Below are 12161 nucleotides of genomic sequence, written 5' to 3' on the forward strand. Positions count from 1 at the left end.
GTGCGCAATGTGCCCATCGGCGCCGCCTTCACCGGGACCGACACCGGCTCGGGCATCGCCACCGATGGCTACTGCCTGCTGGACACCAACGTGGTGGGCAACTGCACCTGGGGCGCACAACCTGCCGGCTTCGCCTTCACCAGCGATGGTCCCAAGACGCTGTATGGCTTCGTACGCGACAAGGCGGGCAATGTGTCGGCAGTGGCCAGCGCCAGCATCACCGTGGATACCGGTGTGCCTGTCGCCCCGACGCTGACGACGACCCCGGCGTATGCCATCGGCAACTCCACGCAGGTGGAAGTCCGGGGCGAAGTCGGCGCACGGATCTTCGTCAATGGCGCAGACACGGGCCTGTCCATCGACGGGACCGGCAAGGTCAGCATCACGCTCAACACAGCCGGCATTGCCAACGGCCAGCACCAGGTCTTCAACATCGACCTGCGCGACGCAGCGGGCAACATCAGCGCCGTGCTGCCCCTGGATCTGGCACGCGACACCACGGCGCCTGTGTTCAGCGCAACGACCCCTGCCAGCAACGGCGCCATCCGGGCCGGCGGCACGCTGGGCTTCACGCTCAGCAAGGCCGTGGCCAGCGCCCGCATCACGGCAACCCGCACCGGCGGCACGGCCGATGGCGCATCGCCCCATACCTGCAACCTGCAGGGCACGGCCCTCGGCGCAGGCGCCCATGTGGTGGCACTGACCGCCGATGCCAACGGCTGTACCGCACCGCTGGGTTTGCAGGACGGCGCGGTGTACACCTTTGCCTTCGATGCCATCGACGCAGCCAGCAATGCTGCCGTGCCCGTATCGGTGACTGGCGTGGCCTACGACACCAGCGCCCCACCAGCCCCGGTGGTGACCAGCCCTGCCAACAACGCATCGGGAGAAGGCGCTTCGCTCGCCATCGTTGGCACCGCGGAGGCCGGAAGCCGGGTGGATGTGTACGAAGGCGCGACCCTGCTGGGCAGCGGCACGGCGACGGGTGGCAACTTCTCGGTCACGGTGTCCGGTCTGGCCTTCGCAGCGCACAACTTCACGCTCAAGGCCACGGACGCCGCTGGCAATGAGAGTGCCAGCAGCCCCGTTCTGACCTACACGGCCCAGGTGCCCAGCTCCGGTGGTCCATCCACCCCCGGCCCGGTGGTGACGCAAGGCAGCGTGACGGTGACGCCAACCACCCCGGTCACCGTGGGCGGCAGCGTCCAGGTCACCGCAGCGCCGGGCAGCACGATCACGCTCAGCCCGCAATCGGGCGGCTCCACCATCACCCTGCCCCCCGCTGGCAATGGCGGTGCGCCGGCGCCCGTGACCCTGGTGATCGGCGGCCAGACCTTCAGCATCCAGCCCCAGCCCGACACATCCACGGTGCTCAGCGTGGTCACGTTGACGGGGGCCAACGGACAGCCGCAGGTCGCCCTCGTGCTCAACCCCTCGACCTCGGGCGATTCGCAGGTGACGCTCAGCGGCACGGTGAGCCAGGGCACGGTGGTGGCCCTGCTGTCCACCAGCACGGGCAACCTGCCGCTGACCGCCCTGGGCGATGGCGCGGTGTCGGTCACGCTCGTCACTACCCCGCGCGCTGCCGCAGGCACGCCGCAGTCGTGGAGCGTGTTCGTGCGCACGGGCCGGGTGGCGCTGCCACCGGCCGCCAACGGAGCCGCCGCCGTGACCGTGTACAGCGGCGAAATGGCACGGCTCGATGGCACCGGCAAGGTGCAGAGCGTGCGCCTGGGCACCGTGGCCGGCAACGGCCTGGGCGACCCGGTGCAGCGCGCCGACCTGCCGGTCGGCATCAACGCCAGCGTGGGCTTCGTGCGCCTGGCGGGCGTGCCCACGCGCACCGGCGGCAGCACGCCGCTGGAAACCCTGGTCAACGCGGGCCTGCGCACCGTCGGCATCACCAGCAGTGCCCAGTCCACCGACGGCAGCATCACCTGGAACCTGGGTGGCACCAACTTCCCCGTGGTGCCGCTGGAGGTGCGCGTAGCGCCCGGCCGCGCCGATGGCGTGAGCGTGGCCGACGATGGCAGCATCGAGGTGACCACGGCAGGCCTGGTAACCCGCTTCGGGCCCACCCTGCAGTCCCTGCCCGCCATGGGCCAGGCCCTCACGGCCCTGGGCGCGACGACGGTGATGCAGCCCAATGGCGCCCTGCGCGTCTCTCTGGGCAGCACCGTCTTCCACCTGCGCGCGCAGTGGTTGCCGATGGGCCGCACGGGCAGTGTCCCGGGCTTTGTCTTCAGCAGCACGACCGGCCTGATCTTCACGGATGCGGGTGGCGTGAGCCAGGCGCTGCTGGGCGACGTGGCCGACTACGAGGGCTTGACCAGCCTGCTGCAGTCGCTGCGGGGCGCGGGCACCGTCCTGCGCACCGGCCTGGACCAGCAGACCGAGCTGATCGCGGGCGGCCAGCGCTTCCAGCTGGTTCCCGACCTGGCCCTGTTGCCAGCGGGCACCGGGCCTGCCGGCGGCAACTGGTGGTTCGAGGGCAGCAAGCTCTTTGTGCGCTACCCCGGCGGCCTGGTCCAGGGCTTCGCCGTGACGGCGCGCTGAAGCAGCGCCCAGGTCCCGCAAGAAGCGGAGTGCGCCACCCGGTGGCGCACCCCGCTTTTTTCATGGGCGACGGGCCACGAGGGGCCCTCACCCGGGGCGCAAGCCCAGAGCCAGGTGCCGTTCCAGGTAGGCTTGCAGCACCTCGCTGCGCGCCTGCGGATCGGCACAGGCCACATAGCTGTCGGGCCGCAGCAGGTAGGCAGCGCCGCGCGCCAGGCCCGCTGCCCCGTGCGCCGGGCCGAATGGAAACTGGTGCAGCGCGATGCCCTGCGAGGCGCACCAGGCGGCGAGCCCGTCTGGCGCCTCGCCATAGACATGCACCTGCCAGGCGATATCGGCCAGGGGACCATGGTTGTCGGTCGTGCGCACCCAGGGCAGACGGTCGCCGCCGCGCACCTCACCGGCCTGCCCTTCGCCCAGGGGGCCAGCGTGGTAGCTGATCATCGTCTGCGAGACCATGCGGAAGGCGTACTCGCGCACGGCATCCGCGCCAGACGCCAGCGGCACCAGCAGCGGGGCAATGCGCGTGCGCATGAAATCGGCAAAGCGGCCTTCGGCCGTGACGAAGCTGAACATCCGGTCGGTGGTTTCCACCAGCTTCAGGGCGAAGGCGCGCCGCTCGGCTTCGTAACTGTCCAGCAGTGCGTCGGGAGCGCCATGCTGCAGCACAGCGGCCAACTTCCACGCGAGGTTGATGGCATCGCCGATGCCCGTGTTCATGCCCTGCCCGCCGGCCGGGCTGTGCACGTGCGCGGCGTCGCCTACCAGGAAGGCGCGGCCCCGGCGGTAGTGGTCCGTGACGCGGTGGTGCACGCGGTAGGTCGAGAACCAGTGCACCTGCCGCACCTGCAGCCCGACGCTGGCAATGGCACTGTGGCCCACGTCGTCGAAGCCCAGGGATTCGGCCCGCTGCGCCCGCTCGTCGCCCACCACCCCGATCAGCCGGCCGCGCCCCTGGTCGTTGTAAGGGAGCCATGCCGCAAAATCCGCATGGTCCAGCGCAATGTGCGCCTGCCCGTTGGCTGCTGCAGGCCCGCTGGCATCGACGTCGGCCACATAGAAGATCTTGTCGTAGGTGCCACCCGGAAAGCCCGCGCCGATCTGGTGGCGCACCACCGAACGGGCGCCGCCGCATCCCGCCAGGTAGGCGGCCTCGCAGGCCTGCTCGCTGCCATCGGGCAGGCGCAGCTGCGCAACGATGCGCTCACCCCGGTCCTCGAACCCCAGGCAATCGGTGCGCCACTCCACCCCGACCCCCAGGGCCTGCAGACGCGCCACCAGCAGCCGCTCGTGCTGGTCCTGGGGGTAGACCAGCAAAAAGGCATAGGGCGTGAGGTCCTGGCCGGCCGAGCCGAAGGACAGCGTGGCGCGCTGCCGGCCCGTGGTCCAGAGGTTGATGGCCGGGATGGTGTGGCCGCTGGCCACCACCGCATCGGCCAGGTCGAGCTGGCGGTACAGCTCCAGCGTGCGTGCCTGCACGGCCATGGCGCGCGATGCCGTGCCGGGTCCAGACGCCTTGTCGACGATGCGCACCGGCACGCCCTGGCGCGTGAGCCACAGGGCCAGTACCAGGCCGGTGGGGCCGGCGCCCACGATCAGAACGGGTTCACGGGGCATGGTGGTCTGTCCTTTCCGGTGGGCCGCGGCCTTGCCGCGCAGTGCGCTTAGCGCGCTTTCGATGCCGACGATTGCAGCGCCCGCACGGCTTCGGGCAGCGAATTCACATGGGGCAAGAAGTGGTCAATGGTGGCGCCCAGCGCGACGGCGCAGACCACGGCGCCCAGCATGGGTTTCCAGGTCAGTCGCACGGCGGCGCTGAGCCAGCCTTCGCGCTCCACCCCCATGGCGGCGCGCGCCGTCACCACCGAGAAGGCCAGTTCCACGGCCACGGTGAGCAGCACGTCCCAGCCGAAGAGCAGCATGGCCAGCGCGCCGGCACCGAAGACGATGGCCGAGCCGATGAGGAAGATGGCCACGATGGGGATCACGACCACGGCGCCTTCGTCGGCTCCCGATACGGCATCGGCCGCGCCGCTGGCCAGATCGCCCAGGCCGGAGCCGGCGTCCGACAAGGCAGAGCCGAAGTCACCCGAGCCGCCGCCGGTGTGGACCGTGCCGCCCGAGCGCGGCATGGGCACGCTTGGGCCGTTGCCGCCGCGCCAGGGGACTGCATCGATCGCAACGTCCGCCACATCGCCTGCGACCTCCATCGCATCGCCCGCACCGTTGTCGGAATCCTCATCCCTGCTCACCAGGCGCGCCGCCCACAGCCGCAGCACCAGCAGGTAGCCAACATAGCCGACCGACAGGGTGACCAGGTAGCGCCACGCCAGCGTCTCCATGCCCATGCGCATCTGCACATAGGAGGCGCACCACATCAGGATCAACACGAAGCCGCCGATCAGAAACCCGTGCAGGCGCAGGCTGTAGCGCTGCTGCAGGCTGTCCGCCAGGTGGTGGCGGGGCTGCATGCGCACCGAGCGCCAGTTCGAGTTCTTTTTGCGGGCGCTGCGCTTGTCGGCCATGGGCTGCACTCCTGTCAGGACGGATGGTCAGGCGCGCAGCGTACCCGATCAGGCCCGGTTCACGGCAAGGCCCGTCGGGCGAACCGTGACAAGATGCCCATTACTCCACAGTGACAGGCACGCGCTGCGCCAGCGCGCACATGAGTTCCCAGGACACGGTGCCCGCCGGCTCGGCCACCTCGTCGATGGTCAGCACGGCCCCATTGCTGGCACGGCCCCAGAGGGTCACCTCGCTGCCGAAGCCCACCTCCATCCCCGCCTGCAGCAGCGGCGTGAGGTCCACGGTGACCATGTCCATGCTCACCCGGCCCACGAGGCGCGTGCGCACGCCGTTGACCAGCACCGGTGTGCCGGTAGGGCAGTGGCGCGGGTAGCCATCGCCATAGCCACAGGCCGCCACGCCAATGGTGAGCGGCCCGTCGGCGACGAAATTCGAGCCGTAGCCCACCGCATCGCCCGCCTGCAGCTGCTGTACGGCCAGCAGTTTGGTCGCCAGCGTCATGGTGGGCGCAAGCCCCCAGTGGCTGGCGGTATTTTCCGGATGGTCGGGCGCATTGCCGTAGAGCACGATGCCCGCGCGCACCCAGTCGCCGCGCACGGCTGCATCGCTGCTGTGGCGCAAGGTGGCGGCACTGTTGGAGAGTGTGCGCTCACCCGGCAGATCGGCCGTGGCCTCGTTGAAGGCCGCCATCTGGTGCGCGATGCCGCGCGGGCCATCGGCATCGCTGAAGTGGGTCATGAACGAGATCTCATCCACCTGCGGCAAGGCATTGAGCCGGGCCCAGGCCGCGCGGTAGCGCTGGGGCGTGAAGCCCAGGCGGTTCATGCCCGAGTTCATCTTCAGGAAGACGCGGTGCGGCACCTGGGTCTTGTGCGCGGCCAGCATGTCGATCTGCTCGTCGCAGTGCACGGCATGCCAGAGGTTCAGGCGCGAGCACACCTCCAGATCGCGCGCCTCGAACACGCCTTCGAGCAGCAGGATGGGGCCGCGCCAGCCCAGCTGGCGCACGCGCTCTGCCTCGGCCAGGTCGATCAGGGCAAAGCCGTCGGCCCCGCGCAGCCCCTCGTACGCCCGCTCGATGCCATGGCCATAGGCATTGGCCTTGACCACGGCCCAGACCTTGGCATCGGGCACGCTCTGGCGCACGCGCTCCAGGTTGTGGTGCAGGGCGGCGGTATGGATGGTGGCGTGTATCGGGCGTGGCATGGGGGTTTGACCGGGTGGGATGTCCTGGATTCTGGCACCGGGACCGTTTACCCACGTGATATAACCATCCGTCGGCCACCAGGCCCCCCATTTTTAACAGGGCATCAGTCCAACTGATGCAGCACCAGCCATTCGATGAAGCGCGGTTTCTACACCATCATGTCGGCGCAGTTTTTCAGCTCGCTGGCCGACAATGCGCTGTTCGTGGCCGCTGTCGAACTCCTCCGTTCGGAAGGTGCTCCCGAGTGGCAGCGTGCCGCCCTGGTGCCCATGTTCGCGCTGTTCTACGTGGTGCTGGCACCGTTCGTGGGCGCCTTTGCCGATGCCCTGCCCAAGGGCAAGGTGATGTTCGTCAGCAATGCCATCAAGGTGGTGGGCTGCCTGATGATGCTGTTCGGCTCGCACCCGCTGATCGCCTATGCGGTGGTGGGCCTGGGCGCTGCCGCCTACTCCCCGGCCAAGTACGGCATCCTCACCGAGCTGCTGCCTGCGTCCCAGCTGGTCAAGGCCAATGGCTGGATCGAGGGGCTGACCATCGCCTCCATCATCCTGGGCGTGCTGCTCGGCGGCCAGCTCGTTGGGCACAGCATCTCGGGCATGATGCTGAGCTTCGACTTCCCGATGATCGACACCGGCGTGGACACGCCCGCCGAAGCCGCCATTGCCGGATTGATCGCCATCTACATGCTGGCGGCCTGGTTCAACACCCGCATCCCGCACACCGGCGTGGAAATGCGCCCCATGCGCGCCGACCCCTCGCGCAGCGTCCTGGCCAACACCATGGCGCTGCTGCCCGACTTCTGGGCCTGCAACAACCGCCTGTGGCGCGACAAGCTGGGCCAGATCTCGCTGGCCACCACCACCCTGTTCTGGGGCGCGGGCGGCAACCTCAAGTTCATCGTGCTGGCCTGGGCCGGCGTGGCACTGGGCTACAACACCACGCAGGCCTCGGCCCTCACGGGCGTGGTGGCCATCGGCACCGCCGTGGGCGCCGTGGTGGCCTCCATGCGCATGCGCCTCGATATGGCCACGCGGGTCATCCCGCTGGGCATCGCCATGGGGCTGCTGCTGATACTGATGGTCTTCATCAAGAACATCTGGCTGGCCATTCCCTTCCTCATCCTGCTGGGCGGCCTGGGCGGCTACCTGGTCGTGCCCATGAATGCGCTGCTGCAGCACCGCGGCCACAACCTCATGGGCGCCGGCCGCTCCATTGCCGTACAGAACTTCAACGAGCAGGCCTGCATCCTGGCGCTGGGCGCCTTTTACAGCCTGTCGCTCAAGTTCGGCCTGTCGGTGTTCGGCGCCATCACCATCTTTGGCCTGGTGGTCGCGGGCATCATGTGGATCATCCGCCGCTGGCACCAGCGCAACTGCGTGAACCACCGCGAGGAAGTCGAGCACCTGCTGCACATTGCGCGGCAAGATGCACATCACTAGGCTCCCCCCTGAGGCGCTGCGCGCCATCCCCCTGAGGGGGACGCCACCCGTGCGGCGGGGCGGCCCTTGCACGGTGGCACTGGCCTTGGTCGCGCGCATTGCATAGATTTCGCCCAAGGCAGAAGCCGGCGGGCAGACAAGCCGCGCAGCGGCTACCATGGCTTCTTCATCCACAGAGGAGCCCCGATGCCCGAGACCATCTACGATTTCGAAGCCCTGCAGATGAATGGGCAGAGCGTGCCGCTTTCGCAGTACCGGGGCAAGGTGCTGCTCATCGTCAACACGGCCAGTGCCTGCGGGTTCACACCGCAGTTCGGGGGGCTGGAGGAGCTGCACAAGGAGTATGCCAACCAGGGTCTGGTGGTGCTGGGCTTTCCCTGCAACCAGTTCGGCAGCCAGGATCCGGGCAGCAACGACGAGATCGCCAGCTTCTGCCAGCTCAACTACGGCGTGAGCTTTCCGATGATGGCCAAGATCGACGTCAACGGGGCCAATGCATCGCCCCTGTACAAATGGCTCAGTGCAGAGGCCCCGGGCCTTCTGGGCAGCAAGGCCATCAAGTGGAACTTCACCAAGTTCCTAGTAGGCAAGGATGGCAAGGTCATCCGCCGCTATGCCCCGCAGGACGCGCCCAAGAAGCTCGCGGGCGACATCGAGGCCGCGCTGGCCTGATTCAAGGAGCCTGCAGCCCCTGGGACGACGGTGCGCCAGGAACGGCGGCCGGCATCGCGCGGGCCGGGCGCACGCCCTGCGGTGGCAGGCCGAACAGCGGGCGCAGCCAGCGCGAACGACGCACCACAGCCGTCACGGCCCAGCAAGCCAGCACGGTGCCGGCCAGCAGCAACAGCGGCTCCAGCACCGGGCCAAGCTGCCACTGCGCCAGGGCCACCACCAGCACGATGATCGCGGTCTGGTGCAACACATACCAGGGGTAGATCGCCTCCTGGGCCCAGCGCAGCCCGGGCCAGGGCCGGTTGAGCCGGTGGTGGGCCCACCCGAGGATGGCCAGCAGCATGCTCCACAGGTACAGGTCGGCCAGCACGCGCACGGCGGTGCGTGCCAGCCAGCCGCCCTGCTCCACGGCCGGGCCGCGCAGCGCGGTGAACAGCACCAGCAGCAGCAACGCCCCGGCCAGGGTGCGCCAGCGCAGGCGCACCAGCTCGGCCCACAGGCCGGCATCGAGCCCGATCCAGTAGCCGTACAGGAAGAGCGTGAAGTACACCGCGTGCAGCCAGGCGTCGTGGATGAGGTCGTGCGTGGGCGGGAAATGCCGCCACAGCAGCACCGAGTACAGCACCAGCGGCAGCACCGGCACGGCCCACAGCGCCAGGCCGCGCAAGCCCGCGAAGGCCTGGCGCAGACGCTGGCCGGAGGCCGACTCCAGCCAGGGCAGCAGCAGGGCCAGCGCCACGGTGTACACCCACAGGTAGGGCAGGTACCACAGGTGGTTCCAGGTGACTCCGGCCTCCCAGCCATCGAAAGCCCCGGCCGGCCAGGGGCCGCCGCCGTAGTAGCGCAGCAGAAAGGCGCCCAGGCCCGGGGCGATGAGCCCGTTGGCCACGCCCTGGGCATACGGCTGGTATGGAACCACCACGGCCATGCCGAACGCCAGGGGCAGCAGCAGGCGCCAGCTGCGCACCCGGACGATCCCGGCCACGGTCTGCCCCCGGCGCACCAGGCGGAACGCCAGGCCCGAGACCAGGAACACCAGGTCCATGCGCCACAGGTTCAGGGCCCGCATAGGGGCCTGCAGCCACTCGGCGGCATGCGGGCTCTTGAGGTGCCAGTGCCAGTCGGCCACGTAGTACATGGCGACGTGGTAGACGATGACCAGGGCGAAGGCCAGCGCGCGCAGGGCATCGATGTCGTGGCGCCGGGAATTGGGGTGGGATGGAGCAGTCATGGGCCCATGCTCGGCCGCCTCGGGGCCGCAGTGCGCCTTCGCGGGACCGGAAACGCCCCTTTTGGGACGAGCGGTGGCCTGCAGGGACGGGCCCGGGCGCCGGTCTTCCACGTCCTGCCTACACTTGCGCCATGTCACCGCCCACCCTGCCCTGGCCCGAACGCTACCGCCCCCTGCGCCGCCGTGCGGAGGTGGCGTTCTGGGCGGTCCTGCTGCTGGTGCAGGCGGCCTTCAACAGCGTGGTGACGCTGATCGACCTGCGCTCTGCCGGTCGGCAAGTGGCCGCTTGGGAACCAGCGCTGTGGGAACTGTCGAGCGTGCTGGTGGTGGGGCTGCTGATCCCGGCCATCGTGGCCTTCGAGCGGCGCTTTCCGCTGCACTGGGACACGCTGCGCCGCCACCTGCCCTGGCACCTGCTGGGCAGCATGGCCTACTGCAGCATCCACCTGGCCGGAATGATGGCCCTGCGCCACCTGGCCTATTCCACCATGGGCGCCGAGTACCGGCTGAGCGGCCCCTGGTGGGCGCAATGGGGCTACGAGTACCTCAAGGACGTGCGCACCTATGCGCTTATCGTGTGTGCCCTGGTGAGCTACCGCTTTCTGCTGCTGCGGCTGCAGGGCGAGGCGCGGGTGCTGGACCGGCCCGAGGAATCCCCCACCGCCCCGCAACCGCCACCCTCCGCCGCATTGGCGGCTCAAACGCCGCCACCGCCCCTGCCGGCGCCACGCCCCGAACGCTTCCTGGTGCGCAAGCTGCGCCGCGAATTCCTGATCGCCGCCAGCGACATCGCCTGGCTGCAGGCCGAGGCCAACTATGTGGGCCTGCACGTCAACGGGCACGACTACCTGGTGCGCTCCACCCTGGCAGACTTCCTCACCCAGCTGGACCCGGCACGCTTCGTGCGCGTGCACCGCAGCTATGCCGTCAACCTGGACGCCGTGGCCGAAATCGAGCCGCTGGACAGCGGCGACGCCCGCCTGCGCATGAAGGATGGCAGCACCGTTCCGTGCAGCCGGCGCTACCGCAGCGCGCTGGCGCAGCCGGGCACAGTGGGCTGATCAGCCGCCGGCAGCCCGCTGGAAGTGCTGCGTCAAGACGCCGTTCGGATAGGCCTGGTGCGCCTGCAGCGTCCAATGCTGCCGCTCCATTGCCTGGGGAGTGCCCCACAGCGGCAGGCCGGCTCCCAGCGTCACCGGAATGGTGGCCAGCATCAGGTGGTCCACCAGCCCTGCGCGCAGGAACTGACCTGCCAGCTGGCCACCGCCCACCAGCCAGACCTGCCGCAACCCTTGTTCCTTCCACCGGGCCACCAGCGCCTGCGGCTGCGCTGCACCCCAGTGCACGCTGGGCGGCAGGGATCCATTCGAAGGCGCCTCCTGGTGGCTGAGCACCCAGGCCGGCCGTTCGCCATAGGGCCAGTCGCCAAACGAGCGCGCAAGCTCATAGGTACTGCGCCCCATGGCCAGTCCATCCACCGTGGCCATGAAATCCGCCAGGCCATAGTCGGTGCCGGCCTGCTCGAAGGGGTGCAGCCAATCGAGTTCGCCGCCCGGGCCGGCAATGAAGCCGTCCAGCGTGGCGGCCACGTAATAGGTCACCTGGGTCATGTGCAGGATGCCTCGTCGTTCAAGAAAGGGGGGCGAGAGGCCATCTCCGCCTCCACCTGGCGCAGCATGTCGGCCAGCGTCTTGCCGGGCTCCTGGCGAAAGCGCTCGGGCAGCACGGTGAGCTCGGCGATGCGGTCGATGCGAAAACCCCGGAAGTCGCCCCGCAGTTCGCACCAGGCCGACAGGGTCCAGACCTTGCCCCAGTAGAAGCAGCCCAGGGGCCGCAGGCGGCGCACGGTGGGTCGGCCCTGCACGTCGGCATAGTCGATCTGCACCACATGGCAGCTGTGCACCGCCTCGCGCAGTGTCTGCAGGGTGGCCTGGGCCCGCGGCCCCAGGCCCACCGAAGGCGCATAGAGCGCCTGGGACTCGGCGGCCACGCGCGCCTGCGGCGGCAGCACCGAGAGGATCTTGCCCAGCGCCCCTTCGACCTCGCGCGCCAGCCCGGCATCGAGCCAGGCCTGGGCCAGCCGCGCGGCAGCCACCAGGGCATTCGCCTCGCCCTGGCTGAACATCAACGGGGGCAAGTCAAAGCCCGCGCCCAGGCGGTAGCCCACGCCCGCCTCGCCCTCGATGGGCACGCCCTGGTGCTGCAGGTCGGCCACGTCGCGGTAGATGGTGCGCTGCGACACCTCCAGCCGCTCGGCCAGAAAGGCGGCGGTGGACAGGCGCCGCCCACGGATGAGCTGGACGATCTGGAACAGGCGGTCGGCACGGCGCATGAAAAAGGTCTGGAAGAAAAGGCAAAAAAGGAATGAAGGCGGGCAGGCCTCTAGCCTGCAGACGCCCCGCGGCGGCGCGGGCGCGGGACGGGCGCGGTGGCCGCCGGGTCCTGCACGCGCAGCAAGCGGCCCTGCTGCTCGATCACATGGCCTTCGGCCTCGAGCCGCTGCATCTGGCGCTCCACGCCGCCCGGGTAC

At 69.4% G+C, this 12161-nt stretch carries 10 protein-coding genes; 4 read left to right on the forward strand and 6 right to left on the reverse strand.

Features of this window, described 5'->3' with window-relative positions:
• On the forward strand, positions 1-2556 hold a 2556-nt coding region (locus ACK59X_RS13850), incomplete at its 5' end, for an Ig-like domain-containing protein (protein WP_409957905.1).
• 87 nt (positions 2557-2643) lie between these two features.
• Here the strand turns inward: ACK59X_RS13850 and ACK59X_RS13855 are convergent.
• The 3 genes from ACK59X_RS13855 to alr form a co-directional block, all read right to left on the reverse strand.
• Positions 2644-4173 (reverse strand): FAD-dependent monooxygenase, encoded by a 1530-nt coding sequence (locus ACK59X_RS13855; protein WP_409957906.1) that lies wholly within the window; start codon positions 4171-4173, stop codon positions 2644-2646.
• Positions 4174-4220: 47 nt separating this feature from the next.
• Positions 4221-5081, reverse strand: a complete 861-nt coding sequence (locus tag ACK59X_RS13860; protein WP_409957907.1) for a hypothetical protein — start codon at positions 5079-5081, stop codon at positions 4221-4223.
• Between the two features lie 100 nt (positions 5082-5181).
• Positions 5182-6288, reverse strand: a complete 1107-nt coding sequence (alr, locus tag ACK59X_RS13865) for an alanine racemase (RefSeq protein ID WP_409957908.1) — start codon at positions 6286-6288, stop codon at positions 5182-5184.
• A gap of 135 nt (positions 6289-6423) precedes the next feature.
• Between alr and lplT the strand changes: the two genes are divergently transcribed.
• Together lplT and ACK59X_RS13875 are read left to right on the forward strand one after the other, a co-directional pair.
• Positions 6424-7728, forward strand: a complete 1305-nt coding sequence (gene lplT, locus ACK59X_RS13870) for a lysophospholipid transporter LplT (protein WP_409957909.1) — start codon at positions 6424-6426, stop codon at positions 7726-7728.
• Between the two features lie 186 nt (positions 7729-7914).
• Positions 7915-8400, forward strand: coding sequence for a glutathione peroxidase (locus ACK59X_RS13875; RefSeq protein ID WP_409957910.1), 486 nt, complete (start codon positions 7915-7917; stop codon positions 8398-8400).
• Position 8401: 1 nt separating this feature from the next.
• Here the strand turns inward: ACK59X_RS13875 and ACK59X_RS13880 are convergent, their stop codons facing one another.
• Positions 8402-9631 (reverse strand): acyltransferase family protein, encoded by a 1230-nt coding sequence (locus tag ACK59X_RS13880; RefSeq protein WP_409957911.1) that lies wholly within the window; start codon positions 9629-9631, stop codon positions 8402-8404.
• A 131-nt stretch (positions 9632-9762) separates the two neighbouring features.
• Between ACK59X_RS13880 and ACK59X_RS13885 the strand changes: the two genes are divergently transcribed.
• On the forward strand, positions 9763-10692 hold the full coding sequence (locus tag ACK59X_RS13885) for a LytTR family DNA-binding domain-containing protein (RefSeq protein WP_409957913.1): 930 nt from the start codon (positions 9763-9765) through the stop codon (positions 10690-10692).
• Here the strand turns inward: ACK59X_RS13885 and ACK59X_RS13890 are convergent, their stop codons facing one another.
• Together ACK59X_RS13890 and ACK59X_RS13895 are read right to left on the reverse strand one after the other, a co-directional pair.
• Positions 10693-11241 carry a dihydrofolate reductase family protein gene (locus ACK59X_RS13890; protein ID WP_409957915.1) on the reverse strand — a complete coding sequence of 183 codons (549 nt, stop codon included), beginning with the start codon at positions 11239-11241 and terminating at the stop codon, positions 10693-10695. It lies immediately after the preceding gene.
• Positions 11238-11963: a helix-turn-helix transcriptional regulator gene (locus ACK59X_RS13895; protein WP_409957917.1), complete on the reverse strand. Its 726-nt coding sequence runs from the start codon at positions 11961-11963 to the stop codon at positions 11238-11240. The genes ACK59X_RS13890 and ACK59X_RS13895 overlap by 4 nt, the downstream gene beginning before the upstream one ends.
• Positions 11964-12161 lie beyond the last annotated feature (198 nt).

Origin of the sequence: Acidovorax sp., from assembly GCF_046339755.1 — a bacterium.
Classification (GTDB): domain Bacteria; phylum Pseudomonadota; class Gammaproteobacteria; order Burkholderiales; family Burkholderiaceae_C; genus Acidovorax.